Origin of the sequence: Agrobacterium sp. a22-2, assembly GCF_012276985.1 — a bacterium.
GTDB lineage: Bacteria > Pseudomonadota > Alphaproteobacteria > Rhizobiales > Rhizobiaceae > Allorhizobium.
The window spans coordinates 114,511-131,163 of record NZ_JAAXMM010000011.1 but is presented as its reverse complement, the minus strand read 5'-3'; the positions used below and the strand labels follow the sequence as shown (position 1 = coordinate 131,163).

General features: G+C 60.9%; 14 protein-coding genes. 11 read left to right on the top strand and 3 right to left on the bottom strand.

What is annotated here, in order from left to right:
- Positions 1-280 precede the first annotated feature (280 nt).
- Together HFC70_RS18025 and HFC70_RS18020 are read right to left on the bottom strand one after the other, a co-directional pair.
- The gene (locus tag HFC70_RS18025; protein WP_168474662.1) at positions 281-1,459 is read right to left on the bottom strand and encodes an exo-alpha-sialidase; all 1,179 of its coding nucleotides are present in this window, start codon (positions 1,457-1,459) and stop codon (positions 281-283) included.
- Between the two features lie 11 nt (positions 1,460-1,470).
- Positions 1,471-2,379, bottom strand: coding sequence for a dihydrodipicolinate synthase family protein (locus HFC70_RS18020; protein WP_168474661.1), 909 nt, complete (start codon positions 2,377-2,379; stop codon positions 1,471-1,473).
- A 294-nt stretch (positions 2,380-2,673) separates the two neighbouring features.
- Here HFC70_RS18020 and HFC70_RS18015 point away from each other — a divergent pair, with 294 nt between their 5' ends.
- The 8 genes from HFC70_RS18015 (at position 2,674) to HFC70_RS17980 (ending at position 10,816) form a co-directional block, all read left to right on the top strand.
- Positions 2,674-4,326 (top strand): ABC transporter substrate-binding protein, encoded by a 1,653-nt coding sequence (locus tag HFC70_RS18015; RefSeq protein ID WP_168474660.1) that lies wholly within the window; start codon positions 2,674-2,676, stop codon positions 4,324-4,326.
- A gap of 212 nt (positions 4,327-4,538) precedes the next feature.
- Complete coding sequence (locus tag HFC70_RS18010) at positions 4,539-5,495, top strand: ABC transporter permease (protein WP_168474659.1); 957 nt, start codon at positions 4,539-4,541, stop codon at positions 5,493-5,495.
- 2 nt (positions 5,496-5,497) lie between these two features.
- On the top strand, positions 5,498-6,457 hold the full coding sequence (locus tag HFC70_RS18005; protein WP_168474658.1) for an ABC transporter permease: 960 nt from the start codon (positions 5,498-5,500) through the stop codon (positions 6,455-6,457).
- Positions 6,454-7,461: an ABC transporter ATP-binding protein gene (locus HFC70_RS18000; protein ID WP_168474657.1), complete on the top strand. Its 1,008-nt coding sequence runs from the start codon at positions 6,454-6,456 to the stop codon at positions 7,459-7,461. The genes HFC70_RS18005 and HFC70_RS18000 overlap by 4 nt, the downstream gene beginning before the upstream one ends.
- Positions 7,461-8,444 (top strand): ABC transporter ATP-binding protein, encoded by a 984-nt coding sequence (locus tag HFC70_RS17995; RefSeq protein WP_168474656.1) that lies wholly within the window; start codon positions 7,461-7,463, stop codon positions 8,442-8,444. The genes HFC70_RS18000 and HFC70_RS17995 overlap by 1 nt, the downstream gene beginning before the upstream one ends.
- A 3-nt stretch (positions 8,445-8,447) precedes the next feature.
- Positions 8,448-9,530: a four-carbon acid sugar kinase family protein gene (locus HFC70_RS17990; RefSeq protein ID WP_168474655.1), complete on the top strand. Its 1,083-nt coding sequence runs from the start codon at positions 8,448-8,450 to the stop codon at positions 9,528-9,530.
- A gap of 17 nt (positions 9,531-9,547) precedes the next feature.
- Entirely contained in the window at positions 9,548-10,306 is a 759-nt protein-coding gene (locus tag HFC70_RS17985; RefSeq protein ID WP_168474654.1) for a FadR/GntR family transcriptional regulator, read from the top strand.
- Between the two features lie 225 nt (positions 10,307-10,531).
- Entirely contained in the window at positions 10,532-10,816 is a 285-nt protein-coding gene (locus tag HFC70_RS17980; RefSeq protein ID WP_168474653.1) for a hypothetical protein, read from the top strand.
- A gap of 462 nt (positions 10,817-11,278) precedes the next feature.
- Here the strand turns inward: HFC70_RS17980 and HFC70_RS17975 are convergent, their stop codons facing one another.
- Positions 11,279-12,538, bottom strand: a complete 1,260-nt coding sequence (locus HFC70_RS17975) for an amidohydrolase family protein (RefSeq protein ID WP_168474652.1) — start codon at positions 12,536-12,538, stop codon at positions 11,279-11,281.
- 134 nt (positions 12,539-12,672) lie between these two features.
- On the opposite strand from HFC70_RS17975, the gene HFC70_RS17970 reads away from it, so the two are divergent.
- The 3 genes from HFC70_RS17970 (at position 12,673) to HFC70_RS17960 (ending at position 16,652) form a co-directional block, all read left to right on the top strand.
- The gene (locus tag HFC70_RS17970) at positions 12,673-14,223 is read left to right on the top strand and encodes a gamma-glutamyltransferase family protein (RefSeq protein ID WP_168474744.1); all 1,551 of its coding nucleotides are present in this window, start codon (positions 12,673-12,675) and stop codon (positions 14,221-14,223) included.
- A 213-nt stretch (positions 14,224-14,436) separates the two neighbouring features.
- Positions 14,437-15,429, top strand: coding sequence for a LysR family transcriptional regulator (locus tag HFC70_RS17965; RefSeq protein WP_246735844.1), 993 nt, complete (start codon positions 14,437-14,439; stop codon positions 15,427-15,429).
- A gap of 140 nt (positions 15,430-15,569) precedes the next feature.
- On the top strand, positions 15,570-16,652 hold the full coding sequence (locus tag HFC70_RS17960; RefSeq protein ID WP_246735843.1) for a PotD/PotF family extracellular solute-binding protein: 1,083 nt from the start codon (positions 15,570-15,572) through the stop codon (positions 16,650-16,652).
- The last annotated feature ends 1 nt before the right edge of the window (position 16,653 follow it).

Sequence of the window (16,653 nt, the reverse complement as noted above, 5' to 3'; positions counted from 1 at the left end):
ATGCGACACCTTAATCTCCCGCAAAGCATCACAACATGTAAATTTGTTATAACCTAAGCCTGACGAAGGCAAGAGACGGTGGTCATTTTTGTTTTATTTCGACAGGTACCTTGATGACAAGACGAGGCAATTTTCAGAAAGAAACAATCTATCACATTGATATATAATGATTATAACAAGTGTAGAGCAGATCTGCACCTGTAGATGGAGATGCCCCGGACATCCACCAGGGCAGCAACGAACAAGTGCCGACGAGATGTCAAATCACAGCAACATCCGCTCAGAGTTTCGACAAATAGCCCGGCTCCAACCGCACATATTTGATCGCCCGCCGGAAATAGGTGTAGGCAATGTGCAGGACCCCATCCGGTCCCTCGACGATCGAGGGATAGGAGAACTCGCGGTTCAGGCTGTCCTTGGAATTGTTGCTGAGACAGTGGCCGTCGCCGGTATCCAGATCGACCCGAAGCGGAAACGTCCGGCCTCCATCCCGCGACAGAGCCAGGCTCAACGGCGCCCGGGGCACACCCCAGACCGCACCGCCGGACGATGGCGGTTGGGGGACAGCATCACCCTCGATCTCGTCATAGAGAGAATGGCGCCGCGCCTGCGACATGGAGGCATTGGCATGGTTGTAAACCATTGCAATAGTGCCGTTTTTCAAACCAACGGCCTGAATCGACGAATTGTTGTTGGGCAGGTCAAGCGGCCGCGGCGCGCTCCAGCTGTGCCCATCATTGCCAGATCGGCTGCACAGGATCTGCGTGGCGAAACGGTTGCGATAGAAGGCCACCATATCCGCCCCGCCCAGCGGCACGATGTTCATATGCACGGCGCCGAGACTGTCCGGCACATCCTGCAGAGCGAAGCTGACGCCGTTGTCGCGCGATACCAGCACGCCGGCCGTATCGACATTCCCGGTCCAGCGTCGGCCCGGCTCCGGAATGCACCGAAAAACCGGCAGCAGCCAATCGCCCGCACCATTCACGACGATGGGCTGCCGCACGAAGGTGCCCGGATTGTCGCACAGGATATCCGGTGCGCCGAAGCTCTTGCCGCCATCGTCAGAGACCCGCCGTTTGACAACTGCGCCGTCCTGGTTTCCGGAGGTCTGCGAGGTGAACAGCAGCCAGATGCGCCCGTCAGGGGCCCTGAATATCAAAGGATTCTGCTCGGATTTCTCCGGATCATCCGACATCTTTTCCGGCTCTGACCAGCGATCGGACTCCGGCGCCAGGCGTGACATGTAAACGGAAATGTCGCCCATGCCTTCCATCGTGCCGCCGAACCAGACGCAGGTCAGCGTGCCGTCCGGCAGAAAGGCGAGGTTCGCAGCATGATTCTGGACGCAAGGCGACGGCAGATAGGCGTCAAAACGACCGCTTTCGGCGGAATTTCGACGAACTTCTCCCGTCATCAGGGCCGGAACCAATGCCGGATCAAGGGCTGTGAAGTCCATGACAGCCTCCCTTAGTTCAGCGCGGTGAACTTGGTTGTCAATTCGGCCCGCTCGCTCGCGTTGAGACTGATCAGCGGCGCCCGCGTCCGGAACCAGGCATCCTCTCCCGTCTTCAGGGCAATCATGCCCTTGATGGTCGGGATCTGCACATAGGAATTGGAGAGCGTGCGATAGGCGTTGATGCGCGCCTGGGCCGCCTCGACCTCCGCCAGCTTGGCCGGATCGGCGACATGGTCGAACACCACCCGCAGGCTGTCGGCCACAAGATTGGACGTTGCCGTGATACAGCCCGCGCCACCTGCCTTCAAGAGCGGCAGCAGCAGCGGATCGGCACCGGCCAGCACCGAGAAATTCGGCAGCTCCGCCAGGATGGCCTGCATGTTGGCGAGTTCTCCGGCAGAATCTTTGATGCCAACCACGATCTCCGGAAACGCCTTGGCCAGACGGCTGATCAGGGGAATGGACAGCGGAATGCCGGAGACCTGCGGGATATGGTAGAGGATGATCCGCAGACGATTATCGGCAATCTTTTCAATAATTTGGGAATAGGCCGCAAACAGCCCCTCGTCGCTTACACCCTTGTAGTAGAAGGGCGGCAGCATGACCACGCGAGTGACGCCGACAGACAGGGCATGTCGGGTCAGCGCCACGGTATCGGGAATGGCAGCAAGGCCCGTGCCCGGCATCAGCCGGTCAGGCGAGATGTCTGCCGCAAGCGCGCTTTCGAGGACCGTCCGGCGCTCCCCTTGCGAGAAGGAATTGGCCTCGCCCGTGGTGCCGAGCAGTGCTACGCCGTGGCAACCCTCATCCAGCAAACGCCGGCAATGGCGGGTGAAGAGACCGAGATCCGGATCGCCACTTTCAGTCAGCGGCGTCGAGGCCGCACTATAGACGCCGGTCACCACCTGGTTGGGGTTCATGCCTGCTCCTCCTTCAGGAAATATCCTGGCAACCGCCACTCCCGAGCGGGCCACATGAGATGGCGTTTGTCCTCAACACAGGCCGAGTTGTCAATACAAAAAACAAATCCTGATTTTATCATTACACTTAAATTATTGATATCAAATAGTTTTTATAACGGCATTAAAATTCAACGGCGCAATATCGCATTTATAGTTGACATATTTACATTAACGGACGAGTGTTGGCGAAAGCGCCTGGACTGGTCCGAGGAGGGAGTGGCGGCGCTTGGTTTCACGCAAGGGGAGGATCGCATGAACAAGCAGAAAGACTACGCTTCCGCTGGGAAGACATCCATTTCGCGTCGCCAAGCCCTGAAGCTCGGTCTTGGCGCCACGATCGGCTTGACGATCGCCGGCATGAATGCCCGCATTGTCATGGCGGCTGATGGACAGGTTCTCAAGGTCGCCAACCCGGCCTTCAACCAGGATTGGTCGCCGCTTCGCGGCGGTGGCGTGCCCTATCGCTGGAATTCCATCTGGTGGGCCGCACCGATGTATTTCGATGCCGATGGCAAGATCAATCCTTATGTCTTCACCAGCTGGGAACCGTCGGACGGCGACAAGGTCTGGACCTTCAAGATCGATCCCAAGGCGACCTTCTCCGACGGCAGCAAGATCACCGCAGAAGACGTCAAGGGCTCGTGGAACGTATCGGCCATGCCGAACACCAAGAACCAGCGCGCCGACCAGGTCTTGAGCAAGATTGCCGGCTATTCCGAGGTCAGCAAGGGCAGCGCCACCGAAATTTCCGGCATCGCGACACCGGACGAAGACACGGTTGTCGTCACGCTCAGCGAAGCCGATCCGATCTATTTCATGCGCGTTGCCAATCATATCGCGCCGATCACCAAGGCGTCCCAGTCGCGCGGTGCCGATGGCCAGGAAGTGGCCGACTGGTACATGCCCGACAGCGAAGCCGTCTATTCCGGCCCCTTCAAGCTGACGGCGATCGATCTCGATGCCGGCACGCTGACCTTCGAGCCGAACGAGAACTTCTTTGGTCCGAAGCCGAAACTGGCGCGCATAGAAATCAGCTCGATCGAGGACAATGTCACGGCAACCTCGCTGCTGAAGTCAGGCGAATTCAACGCCCATACCGAATTGGTCACCTCGACCATCGTGCAGGACCTGGGTGCCGATTTCGCCTCCGGCCCGCTGATCCCGACCAGCCAGCATTTCTGGTTCAACACGGCGCGCGCGCCGATGGACGATCCGAAGGTGCGCGAAGCGCTGATCCGCGCGGTAGACCGGGACGGCCTGATCAAGGCCTCCTTCCCCGATGGACCGCACAAGAAGACCGACCAGGTCCTCAACTCGGTGCCGGGCGCCGAAAACAGTGGCTTCGAGCCCTTCCCCTACGATCCGGAAGGCGCCAAGAAACTTCTGGCCGAATCCAGCTATGGCGGGCCTGAACGCCTGCCCAAGCTGCTGTTCGTCGGCGTCTCCGGCCCGGCCATCGAAATGGCGGCGCAGTTCATTGCCGAGCAATGGCGCCAGAATCTCGGCATCACCGCCGTCGACATGAAGCCGCAGCAGGATGCCTATGCCGGCCCCGACCAGAACGCGGTGCAGATTTTCCGCGACGACGTCGGCACCCGCGTCCCCGACGCAGTGTCCTACCTGCAGGGATCGATCGCCTCGACTTCGTCCAATGCCCAGAACAAGATGGGCGGCTACAAGAACGACAAGGTCGACAGCCTCCTGGCCGAAGCCGCCACCAAGGCCGCCGACGATCCGCAGCGCGTGACGCTGGCGCAGGACGCCCAGAAGGCCTTCCGCGACGACTGGGCCTTCATCCCCTGGTACGCCCAGACCATGTCGCGCTGGGCAACGGCCGAAGTGAAGGGCATCGATAAGAACCTCGACTGGCAGGTCGCCCGGCCGTGGGAGATCACGGTCGGTTGATAGCCCTATCCACAGGACCTGCGCGAGCAAAATCGTCGCGCAGGTCTTCCTGCCGATAGCGTTGCCTTGATGTCTGAGGGAACGCCATCGGCAGATAAGATGGCCGTCGCATTATCCTTGGTGAACTTGCGGAAAACGGCTGAAACAGGTGCATAATGCGCCCCGCACCCGGCCCGGCCGGCACGGGACGCAAGGCGGGAGGAATTCGCGGCATGCTGCGCTATATCGCAACACGGTTCGCCATATGGGTGCCGTCGGTCATTCTGGTCATGATGGCGGTCTATGCGCTGGCCTATTACGGGGCGGGCGATCCGATCAAGCTGATATTCCTCCGGGCGCCCGGTGACGTCGCCTACAATCCCGAAAAGATCGAGGCGATCCGCGAAAGCGCCGGCCTCAACCGGCCCTTCTTCGAGCAGTTCGGCTCCTATGTGCTGAACATCGTCCAGGGCAAGTTTGGCAACTCGCTGACCTCCGGCCGCTCGGTCTGGGCCATGGTTTCAGCCGCCGCCCCGGTCTCCTTCAAGCTGGCGCTCTGTTCGATCGTGTTGACCGCCGTCGTCGCCATTCCGCTCGGCATGATCGCGGCCCTCAACCAGAACCGCCGCCTCGATTACATCATCCTCGGCTCGGCCCTTTTCCTCTGGGCCATTCCTGCCTATGTCGCCGGTCCTCTGCTGATGGTCGGGTTGATCGTGCTGCTGCCGGGTATCAACGTTCCCTATGGCTGGGGCGGCGTCTTCGACGCCCGCATCATCCTGCCGTTGATCGTCCTGTCCTTCCAGCCGATCGCCCTGATCATCCGCCAGACGCGCGCCGCGGTCATCGAAGTGCTGTCGGAGGATTTTGTCCGCACGGCCCGCGCCAAGGGCGTGCCGGAGGTGATCGTCGCCCTGCGCCACATCCTGCGCCCGGTCCTGACCCCGGTCGTCACCCAGCTCGGCCTGATCATGATCACCATCGTCAACGGCGCCATCTTCGTCGAACTGGTGTTCGGCCTGCCGGGTCTTGGCCGGCTCACCGTGCAGGCACTCATCAATTCCGATTTCCCGGTCATCCTCGCCATCACCCTGATCGGCTCCTTCCTGGTGATGATCTCCAACCTGCTGGTCGACGTGCTCTATCCGCTGCTCGACCCGCGTGCCAACGACACCAAGAGGAGCCGTTGACCATGTCCTCCATTCCTGTCCAGACAAATCCACTGCCGGAAGACGCCCCGGTCAGCCTGTGGCGCGATGCCTGGTTCCGGCTGAAGCGCAACAGGCTTGCCCTGTTCGGCCTGGTGGTGATCGTGCTGCTAGCCTTCATCGCGTTGTTCGGATCCTATCTGGCGCCTTACGATTTCCTCAGCCAGAATCTCGATGCCCGCAACCAGGGGCCGTCGCTGGCCCATCTGTTCGGCACCGACGATCTCGGCCGCGATGTCTTCAGCCGTGTCGTCTACGGCACGCGCACCGCCTTCATGGTGGCCGTCGTCGTTACTGCCATTGCGCTGTTCATCGGCACCATGCTCGGCGCCATCGCAGGCTTTTTCGGCGATCCCTTCGACCGGGTCATCATGTGGCTGACCGATATCACTATGTCCGTGCCCAACCTGCTGCTGGTCGTGGTCATCAACGCATCCCTGAAAACGCCGATCGCCCAATGGATGGAGGCGCGTTATCTGGCGACGCTCAACCCGTTCTACCGCGAGACCATCTGGATCGACTTCTTCCTCGTCTTCGGCTCCATGGCGCTGATTTCCTGGCCGCCATATGCTCGTCTGGTGCGTGCCCAGGTCCTGTCGATCCGCTCCCGAGCCTATATCACCGCCGCCCGCGCCCTCGGTCTGTCCAACGGCATCATCATGATGCGCTATGTCGTGCCCAACTCGCTGGGTCCGTTGATCGTCTCGGTCAGCGCCGGCCTCGGCACCGCCATGGTGCTGGAAAGCGCCTTTTCCTTCCTCGGCGTCGGCGTCAATCCGCCAACCCCCAGCTGGGGCAACATGATCTCCGACGGCCTGCGCGTCTGGCAGCATTATCCCCATCTTTTGGCCGCCCCTGCCGCCGTGCTGGGCCTGGCCTCCGTTGCCTTCAGCTTCCTCGGCGATGGCCTCAACGACGCCCTCAACCCGCGAGGCAACAAATGACCGGCGCGACCGACACCAGACGTCTGCTCGACGTCAAGGGCCTGACCATCGAGATCGACGGCCGCAACGGCCCGGCCGTGGTCGTCGACAATATCGACCTGCATGTCGACAGGGGCGAAACGCTCGGCGTCGTCGGCGAATCCGGCTGCGGCAAGAGCCTGACCATGCTGAGCCTGATGCGGCTTCTGCCCAACAAGATCCGCGTCACCCGGGGCGAGGCGAAATTCGACGGCCGCGATCTGCAGACCATGTCTAACAAGGAGTTGCGCAAGGTGCGCGGCGGCGATGTCGGTTTTGTCTTCCAGGACCCAATGACTTCGCTCAACCCGGTGATGCGCATCGGCGACCAGCTCATCGAGCCGCTGATCTACCATCGCGGCATGAAGAAGCCGGAGGCCCGCAAGCGGGCCGCCGACCTGTTGCGGCTGGTCGGCATTCCAGGGCCCGAGGAACGCCTGCAGGCCTATCCGCATGAGCTGTCCGGCGGCATGCGCCAGCGCGTGATGATCGCCATCGGCCTTGCCTGCGACCCCAAGCTTCTGATCGCCGACGAACCGACGACGGCCCTCGACGTAACCATCCAGGCGCAGATCGTCGACCTGGTCAAGGAACTGCGCCGGAAGCTCGGCATGTCGGTGGTCTGGATCACCCACGACCTGGCGCTGATCGCCGGTTTGGTCGATCGCGTCGCCGTGCTCTACGCCGGCACCGTCGTCGAGGATGCGCCGGTCGATGAGCTCTACGCCAATCCCCGTCATCCCTATACGCAGGGGCTGCTGGCCTCGATCCCGAAACTCTCCGATGCCCCGGCCGCCCGCCTGAGCTCGATCGGCGGAACCCCGCCGGAACCCCGCCGGCGTCCGCCCGGCTGTCCCTTCGCACCGCGCTGCCCGCTGGCCATGGAGATCTGCCGGACGACCGTTCCGCGGCTTGAACCAGTCTCGGCAAGCGGCGGTCACCGCGCCGCCTGCTTTGCCGTCGAACAGGCCAGGGAGGCCGCGTGATGAACCCCGAACCGCTTTTGAGGATCGAAAACCTCGTCAAGCATTTCCACGTCCGTCTTGGCGCCTTCGGCAACAAGACGGCCACCGTGCATGCGCTGGACGATTTCAATCTGGATATCATCGAGGGCGAGACCCTGAGCCTGGTCGGCGAATCCGGCTGCGGCAAGTCAACCACCGGCTTCACCATTCTCAATCTCCATCGCGCCAGCGGCGGCAAGGTGATCTACAAGGGCCAGGACCTGACGCTGCTGGATGAAAAGCACATGCGGCCGTTCCGTCGTGATCTGCAGATCGTCTTCCAGGACCCTTACTCAACGCTCAATCCCCGCATGACCGTGGGCGAGGCCGTGGGCGAGCCAATCCTGTTCCACAAGCTGGCGACCAAGGCGGAGCTACCGGGCAAGATCGCCACGCTGCTGGGCGATGTCGGCCTGCCGGCCCGCTTTGCCTCGCGCTATCCCCACGAACTGTCCGGCGGGCAGCGCCAGCGCGTCGTCATTGCCCGGGCGCTCGCCTGCCAGCCGAAATTCATCGTCTGCGACGAGGCGATCTCGGCGCTCGACGTGTCGATCCAGGCGCAGATCATCAACCTTCTGCTCGACCTGCAGGAAAAATACGCCCTCACCTATCTTTTCATCGCCCATGACCTGGCGGTCGTGCGCCATATCAGCACGCGCGTCGGCGTCATGTATCTGGGTCGGCTGGCCGAGCTTGCCACCCGCGACGCGCTGTTCAGCGAACCGCTGCATCCCTATACCAAGGCCCTGCTCTCCGCCGTGCCGGAAACCGATCCCGCCCATGAACGCACCCGCACCCGGCAGATCCTGCAGGGCGACGTGCCAAGCCCGCTCGACCCGCCATCCGGTTGCCGCTTTCATACGCGCTGCCCGGTCGCCATGGATATCTGCAAGGAGAAGGTGCCGGTCTGGAAAGAAGCCCGTCCCGGCCATAGGGTCGCCTGCCATGCGGTCAACGGACAGTAAGCCATGACCGTTCTCGTCGCCATCATCGCCGACGACCTGACGGGCGCCCTTGATACCGGGACACCCTTCGTGGAAGTCGGCTTGCGCGTGGTCGTGGCAGTCGATGTCGATGCGGCAGCAGAGGCGGTGGCGACGGGAGCACATGTCGTGGTCGTCAACACGGCTTCGCGCTCCCTGCCGGCCGCCGATGCCGCAGCTGAAGTTGAAAAAGCTGCCGCAGCGTTTCAATCGGTTACGCCCACTATCGTCTTCAAGAAGATCGATTCCCGCCTCAAGGGCAATGTCAGAGAAGAAACCGAAGCTCTGGCAACGACCTTTGGCCTCAGCCGCGCCATGATTGCCCCGGCCGTTCCCGACCAGCACCGCTTTACCCGCAACGGCATGGTCACCGGCCATGGTGTGCCGGAGCCGTTGCCCATCGCTCCGCTGTTTGCCGGATCCAGCCTGCCGATCGACATCGTCGACGCATCGAGCGACGCCGACCTTGACCGGGCGATCACAGCACTGGACGGAGCAACGACCATCGCAGTCGGCGCACGCGGTTTGGGCAGCGCCTTGGCACGGCGATTCGGCAGAAAAGACCGCGCCGGCCTATCACCGTTTCAACGCACGCAACGGACCCTGTTTGCGCTCGGCTCCCACGATCCGATCACCCTTGCGCAGATGGAAGCGCTGCTGCAAAGCGGCATGCTGGCCGGATCTCGCGATGCCCCTGCCGGAGCGCTGGCCGTTGACGCGTTGCCACACCCCCTTCCGCTGCTGCTGCGCTGTACCGGCGCCATCCAGCAGGACGCCACAAGCGTTGCGCAGATCTTTGCCGCCGGCGTGACCCGTCTCATCGAACAGACCCGCCCCGACATGCTGATGATGGGGGGCGGCGACACAGCCCATGCCATTCTCCGCCGCCTCGGCGTGCAATTGCTGGAGCCCAAGGGCGAGATCGAGGCGGGCATTCCCTGGTTCGAAGTCCGATGCGCCAATGGTCGACAAATCCGCTGCGCCGTTAAATCCGGGGGCTTTGGCAATGCACAATCTCTGATAAAGGTAATTGAGGCAAACCCGGCGAAGCGCGAGGCCGGGCAATGAAAAGAACGGTGAACGGAATGGCAGGCAATATCGCGGCAGGCGAGGTGATCGCCAGCGACGGAAAACCCGAGCGCGGCAAAGCGGTGAAGCTCGTCGACCGGGTGCTCGATCAATTGCAGGAGCGCATCCGCACCGGCAATTACGCGCCCGACTCGCGGCTGCCCGGCGAACACGAACTCGCCTCCATGCTTGGCGTGTCCCGGCCGGTGGTGCGCGATGCGCTGAGCCGGTTGCGCGAACAGGGCATGATCTATTCCCGCCAGGGGGCCGGCACCTTCGTGAGCGCGCAGGTCTCCGTCACGGCCCAGTTGGCCTATTCGCCGGTGAAATCGATTGCCGATATCCAGCGCTGCTACGAATTCCGCCTGACGATCGAGCCGGCCGCCGCCTTCTTTGCCGCCCAGCGCCGCGACGATGCAGCGATTGCCCGGATCGCTTCGGCCCTTGCCGAGCTACGCGAAGCCACCAGCCACCAGCTGCACCGCACCGATGCCGACTTCCTGTTCCACAAGGCTGTCACGGAGGCGGCCAACAATCACTATTACACCGCGTCGCTGGAGGCGCTGCGCGCCCATATCGCCGTCGGCATGCACCTGCACGGCCTGTCGCTGATGGGTCCCCGCGCCGGCCTCGAAAAGGTCTATGGCGAACATCAGCAGATCTATCAGGCGATCGTCGACGGCCGCGCCGAAGACGCCCGCGATTTCATGCACCGCCACCTCGAAGGTTCACGCGATCGCCTCTTCGAAGGCAAGGTTCTCGACCTGTCCTTTTGACCCGTGTCAGCCATGCTGCGCGGAGTGACCGTTGAACAGCCTGTCTTCCCTTGGCTCGCCTGATTGGACCGATTTTAACCTGACCTGCAGGGCGATGATCCGTCGCGACAGAGGGTCCGCGCAAGGAGAGACGTCGAAGATCTCCAAAGGTCGACCATGTGTGGCTGCTTGCTCGCGCACGTTCTTTGTGGAACCATGGCCAAGACTGCAAATGGAGGATCTAAAATGTTGGAAACACTCGTCTCTCAGCTCGTGGATCCGTTCCGCATAGGATTGATTCTGTTCCTGATGCTGACTGCATTGCGCACGCGTCCAACAATGGGTCTTGCAATACCATTGGGCGTTGGTGTCGTCTTCGTGGCGATCCTGTTGCCGCTGACAACTGCGGCAAGTGCCGCGACTGACAACGAAGCTCGCTTCATCGCAATTGCCTGCGGCATTGTCTCCAATGCCATTATTCTCGCCTGCTTTGTCTCTGCATGGGCGGTTTGGACAAAAGCCCGCTCCTGACCCGTGCTGCGAGAAATCGCGGTTGGGGCCAAGGAATGACCGCTGCGGCCTCGTTAGCCCTTCAGGAGCCGCTCATCATGGCTTAAAGAGATGGTCCTGCACCTGAATGATGAGAGGTCTGGATCGATCGGCCGAAGGGTTCTTGACGTGTGGTTTGCCAGCGACATTTCAGTGGCTGATTACCCCAAAAACGCAAAAACCGCCCCCTAGATGGGAGCGGTTATTGTTTTATGCTGTGGCGTGGTTGCGGAGGCTCACAACCAACGATTCCTGCGACTGGTTGAAAAGCCTCTCCCGGGGCTAGCGGCTTAGGCTCCCGACCTGTGCCAGGCGAATATCTCTTCGCTCGCCTGCCCCGCCTAATCTACGCTGTGGCGCGATAGTGCGAAGAATATTGTTGAAGCTTTGACATCCAGCCAAGAGGTATTTGTGCGGCTTGCAGCCGATGAACGCCGAAAGCCGCTATTCCAGCCTGTCTTCGAAACTTTGGCATTGCCGCCCGAAAAGCAATCGAGGTGCCGGTCGCACAAATGTCTGGCGACCATCCTTCCAGCCCGTCACCGCCGGTGAAAGCCTGGCCACGGCGTCAGCGCCGGAGATCCCATCGAACAGAACGAGCGTGGCGGGAGCTCCGATTTCAAGCCGGTATTGTTTCAGCCCCATAAGCCGGGCGGCGTTGATCGTTATCATATCGAACACCGATTCGAGGGCATCAGCGGTGCCAATCTGCGCAACATTGGCATAGAGATTAGCCATGCGGATGAGGCTGACATCGCCGAAAGGGGTGAAGGGGTTGAGGACGTTGTTGGTCGAAAGTGTCGTGACGACGCCGAGTTCCGCCAGCCGATGGGCCGGCGCGACGCCACGCGGAACGAGATGGGTTGCCGCACGCCCCGTCAGGAACAGATCCGTTGCCGGCAGCACCGTCACCGCAATGCCGGCTTGCGCCAGACTGCGACCAACGGTTTCGAATGCTTCGGGCGGCAGGGCAGAGAGCTTGGTCACATGGCCGACCGATACGCGCCCCTGGTAGCAACGCGCTAGAGTTTCGGCGATCACAAAGGGAAGGTTGGATCCTGCCGGATCGAGATCGAAGTCCAAATGGAAATCAATCGGCACGCCATAACGCTCACCAAGATCGAAGATCCTGCGGATATGATCGTCCGGCCTCGGATCGGTGTAGGGACAGCCGCCAACCAGATCCGCGCCGGAAGCCAGTGCCGCACCCAGCATCTCCTCCGTGCCAGGGTCATTGGTCAGCCCTTCCTGTGCAAAGGCGCAGATTTCGATATCGATGGCAGCGGCGTAGTCGGCACGTATCCGCTTTATGGCGTCGAAAGACCGGAACCCGGCGCGCCCGTCGATCTCCACGAATGTGCGCAACCGGTTCGTGCCATTGAGGATCGCCTGTTCGACGATCCCGGCAGCGCGCGTGTAAACATCCTCCTCGGTGAAGGCGGCCTTTGCCTTCGACGTCTCGCTGACGGCTTCAGCCAGCGTCCCCGTGCAAAGCGTGCATCGACCGATAATGCCGGCCTTATCGAGATGGATATGCGTTTCGATCAAGCCCCCGCTGATCAACTTGCCACCGGCATCGTATTCCGGCGCATCGCAAACGAAGCGGGGCGCCATTGCGGCAATCCGGCCATTCGCAAACGCAATATCCGTCAAGCCATCGGACTCCTGCAGAAATGCATTGCGGATCACGAGATCGATGGCCATGCTTGTCTCCTGGGCGCGTATTTGTGACAGGTTGAAACCGGTTTTGTCCAAATGACAAGCCTTGGGAGTAAGAACGCATGACACCGAACGAACCGTCGACCAATGGACCCGGATTTGCGCAGGGACAGGGCGGCATGGTCACGAGCCCGCATGCACTTGCCAGCGAATCCGGCGCCCGCATCCTGCGGGAGGGCGGTAATGCGCTCGATGCCGCGATCGCCATCGGCGCCACGATCGCGGTGGTCTATCCGCATTTCTGTGGTCTTGGCGGTGACGCTGTCTGGATGGTCGCAGATGAAGAGGGTCGAAAAGACTGCTTCCTCGGCATCGGCCAATCGGCCCGCATCCTGCCCGGCTTTGACGACGCCATCCCCTTGCGAGGGCCCCTGTCGACGCTCACATCCGCCTGCGCGGTGGATGCCTGGCGTCACGCCTTTGACTATTCCGTCCGGAATTGGGGCGGTGGCCACTCCTTTTCCAATCTGCTTGACGATGCGATCGGGCACGCAGCAGACGGTTTCCCTGTCACGAAATCCCAGAAGTTCTGGCTGGATTTCCGAAAGTCCGAAGTTATGAACTGGCCGGGCTTCAGCGAGATTTTCATGCCCGGCGGCATAGCCCCTCAGGTCGGAGCGCCTTTCCGCCAGAAAGGGCTGGCGAACTCATTGCACCTAATCGCCCGCGACGGCCCGCGCAGCTTCTACGAAGGGGAACTCGGGGCACGGATTGCAAAAGGGTTGATGGCTGCGGGATCTCCGCTCACGTCTGCCGATCTCGCCGCAACCCGGACACGCCAGGGCGAGCCGGCGAGCCTCCATTATCGCGGCGTGGAACTGCTCGCCCCGCCACCACCGACGCAAGGCATTTCAACACTGGCGATCATGGGCATTCTGTCTCATTTCGATTTGAAAGCATTGGCGCCCGGCGGCGTCGATCATATTCACCTGTGCGTCGAAGCGGTCAAAAGAGCCTTTCTGGATCGCGGGCTGATTGCCGATCCGGACTTCATGAATCAGCCTGTGGAGGACTGGCTGAGCCCGGCGCACCTGGCAAGATCGGCGCAGTCCATCGATCTTAAACGTGCCATGGACTGGCCGCAGCCCTTTCGCCCCGGTGACACCGTCTTCTTCGGTGCGACCGATCAGTCGGGGAGAAGCGTCAGCGTCCTGCAGAGCACCTATTTCGACTGGGGCAGCGGCGTGGTTGTCGGCGACACCGGGATACTCTGGCAGAATCGCGGCGCTGCCTTTTCCTCCGACCTCAAGCATCCCAATGCGATCGCTCCGGCAAAGCGACCTTTCTACACGCTCAATCCGGGGCTGGCGCTAAGAGACGGTAAACCTGCCCTGATCTACGGAACGCAGGGAGCCGATGGCCAGCCGCAGACGCTGTCGATGATCCTGACGCGCATGATCGATTTCGGCGAGGATCCGGTCACCGCGCTCACGGGATCGCGCTTCCTGCTGGGCAAGACATTTTCGGACAGCCGCGACAGCCTGAAGCTGGAAATCGACGCGGGCGACACAGTGTTTGCCGAACTTGCTGCACGCGGCCACATGCTTTCGTCCATCGACCGGCTAAGCCCTCTTGCAGGACAGGCCGGCCTCATTGTCCGGCGGGAAGATGGATCAACTGCGGGCGCCCACGATCCGCGTGGCGAGGGGGTGGCATTGCTCGTGGAATAGATTTGATGACTTACATAGGGGGTAGCGCCGGACATGGAAAGCAAGCGCAACTTCCCCGTGCGAAAATATTTCCAAATCGGGCGATCCTCTGCCCGACAACTTTCGACGCTCTTGACCGCGATAATTACAGGCATGACCAGCGAGCTCCCCGGCTGGCATGAAATATGCTTATCACAAAGTTTGTAGCACCGTCCGACTAGGGGAAGGCAGATCATGACGCGACAGGCGAATGGCATGATGGATGTGCGTCTGATGCGCACGCTCCTGACCCTGCTGACGGAATGCAGCGTTTCCAAAACCGCCGATATCCTGGGCCAGGCGCAGCCGACGGTGAGCCTGACGTTGAAACGGCTGCGGGAAATGCTGGACGATCCGCTTCTAGTTAGGTCCGGAGGCGCATTGGTACCAACGGAGCGAGGTCTCGTCCTGAAGGAGACGTTGCGCGACATCCTCGACCAGATCAATGCGCACCTCTCTCCCTATGCCACTTTCGACCCGAACAGTGCGACGCGAAACTTCCGCATTATCGCGGACAATTGCCTCGGAGCCGTGTTTCTGCCGCAGCTCGTCGGCAAAATTGCACAAAAGGCACCCAGTGTTCGCGTCGATGCGTCTCACATGCCGAGCTATGATGAACTTATCAGCCAACTTGCGGACGGATCTATCGATGCGGTCATAGGCAACTGGCCGCATCCGCCGGAGTACCTGCGGATGTCGCCCTTGCTGACCACCGATATCGTCTGTGTCGTCCGTCCAAGCCATCGGCTGGCAAGTCAATGCGAGCCAATCACGATGGGCGAGTTCCTGAAAGAGAAGCATCTTTCTCCGACCTCAGATAAGCGAGCCCAACTTAGTCCGATCGACGGGCGGCTGATCGAACTCGGCCTCAAGCGTAATATCGCCGTGTCGGTGCCCGAATATGCGATCACACCTTATGTGCTGACGCAATTGGACATCGTCTTCACGACGGGGCGGATTTTTGCCGAACAAATCGCTCAGGCCTTTCCACTCGTCGTCCTGGAGGCGCCGCGCGAACTTGGACAGATGCAGTTCTACATGCTCTGGCATGAATGCAAGCACCAGTCGCCTGACCATGTCTGGTTGCGACAGATGATCAAGTCTGTTGCGGCCGACGTTCGCGCCTGTGATGCGACAGCGCCTGTAGTGGTCAAATTTCTCCCGCCTCAGGCGTCAGCCTATAACTAAGGCCGTGGCGTCTGTTTAGTGACGTTGGCCCCGTGAAAAACTGACAAAACGCAATATAGTCTATTTGGGTTGCGTAATAGGCTTTCCCGATGAAACAGCCCACACTGGTGCCGGTATAACAGCAACCAGATGAGGGCACGATGGCAGGTTCAGGAATTACCCGACGTGAAGCGCTTGCAGGGATCGCGGCTGGCGCGGCAGCAGGGATGTTCGGTTCGCTAAGCAGCGCCAGGGCCGCCGTTTCCGAGATGGTCTGGGCGACCTGGGATTCCAATGGGCATCCTGAATATATCGCCGCCTTTGAGGCGCAGACCGGTGTCAAGGTAAAGCTGTCCTATCTTTCCAGCGAGGACGCGCAGTTCGCGGCGCTGAAGACCGGCACGGCCTCCGACTGGGACATGATCAACCCGTCGCTGAACGGAAGCTGGCGCTACATCAAGGCCGGGCTGCTCAAAGAAATCGACATGAGCAAGATCCCCAACGCCACCAAGATGTACGATGTTTTCAAGACCACGCCCAAGGTTCTCGATGCCTCGGGCAAGCAGTTCGCGGTTCCCTATCTCTGGGGTCTCAACCCGATCGTCTACCGCAAGGACAAGTTCGACAGCGAGCCCGACTACACGACGCTGTTCAACGAGAAATATAAGGGCCAGCTTGCCATGCGCGACTATGCGCTGGAATCCATCGCCATAGCCGGTCTGGTCGCCGGTGTGCCGCGCGACAAGGTCTTCGTCATGGAGACCAAGGAGCTGGCAGAAGCCAAGAAGCTGCTGGTCGCGCAGAAGCCGCTGTTGCGCACCTATTGGCAGACGATCGGCGATCTTATCAATCTGTTTGCGACCGGCGAGGTTTCCTGCGCATTTTCGTGGCGGGTTCCCTATGATGCGCTGAAGGACAAGCTGGCGATGGGAATGGCCAAGCCGAAAGCCGGGATCATGGGCTGGTGCGACTGCTTCGCCATGCCGGCGACGCTGTCTGCGGAAAAAACCGAAATCGGCTACAAGTTCATCGACTATCTGCTTGGTGCGGAATTCGCGAGCCAGATCGCCAAGATCGGCAACTATGCAACCACGTCCTCGATCATCCGCGACGACCTGTCGAAGGAGCAGCAGGAAGCGATCTTCATCGACGACATGGATGTCATGAAGTCATTCATGTGGCCGGTTGCGCCGGAGAATTACTCCGAGTGGCTTAAAATCTGGAATGAAGTCAAGGCTAGCTGAT

What these genes read in the sequence shown, in the direction of transcription:
- HFC70_RS18025 (WP_168474662.1), bottom strand. Translation starts at nt 1,459, where the DNA reads ATGGACTTCACAGCCCTTGATCCGGCATTGGTTCCGGCCCTGATGACG.
- HFC70_RS18020 (WP_168474661.1), bottom strand. Translation starts at nt 2,379, where the DNA reads ATGAACCCCAACCAGGTGGTGACCGGCGTCTATAGTGCGGCCTCGACG.
- HFC70_RS18015 (WP_168474660.1), top strand. Translation starts at nt 2,674, where the DNA reads ATGAACAAGCAGAAAGACTACGCTTCCGCTGGGAAGACATCCATTTCG.
- HFC70_RS18010 (WP_168474659.1), top strand. Translation starts at nt 4,539, where the DNA reads ATGCTGCGCTATATCGCAACACGGTTCGCCATATGGGTGCCGTCGGTC.
- HFC70_RS18005 (WP_168474658.1), top strand. Translation starts at nt 5,498, where the DNA reads ATGTCCTCCATTCCTGTCCAGACAAATCCACTGCCGGAAGACGCCCCG.
- HFC70_RS18000 (WP_168474657.1), top strand. Translation starts at nt 6,454, where the DNA reads ATGACCGGCGCGACCGACACCAGACGTCTGCTCGACGTCAAGGGCCTG.
- HFC70_RS17995 (WP_168474656.1), top strand. Translation starts at nt 7,461, where the DNA reads ATGAACCCCGAACCGCTTTTGAGGATCGAAAACCTCGTCAAGCATTTC.
- HFC70_RS17990 (WP_168474655.1), top strand. Translation starts at nt 8,448, where the DNA reads ATGACCGTTCTCGTCGCCATCATCGCCGACGACCTGACGGGCGCCCTT.
- HFC70_RS17985 (WP_168474654.1), top strand. Translation starts at nt 9,548, where the DNA reads ATGGCAGGCAATATCGCGGCAGGCGAGGTGATCGCCAGCGACGGAAAA.
- HFC70_RS17980 (WP_168474653.1), top strand. Translation starts at nt 10,532, where the DNA reads ATGTTGGAAACACTCGTCTCTCAGCTCGTGGATCCGTTCCGCATAGGA.
- HFC70_RS17975 (WP_168474652.1), bottom strand. Translation starts at nt 12,538, where the DNA reads ATGGCCATCGATCTCGTGATCCGCAATGCATTTCTGCAGGAGTCCGAT.
- HFC70_RS17970 (WP_168474744.1), top strand. Translation starts at nt 12,673, where the DNA reads ATGGTCACGAGCCCGCATGCACTTGCCAGCGAATCCGGCGCCCGCATC.
- HFC70_RS17965 (WP_246735844.1), top strand. Translation starts at nt 14,437, where the DNA reads ATGACGCGACAGGCGAATGGCATGATGGATGTGCGTCTGATGCGCACG.
- HFC70_RS17960 (WP_246735843.1), top strand. Translation starts at nt 15,570, where the DNA reads ATGGCAGGTTCAGGAATTACCCGACGTGAAGCGCTTGCAGGGATCGCG.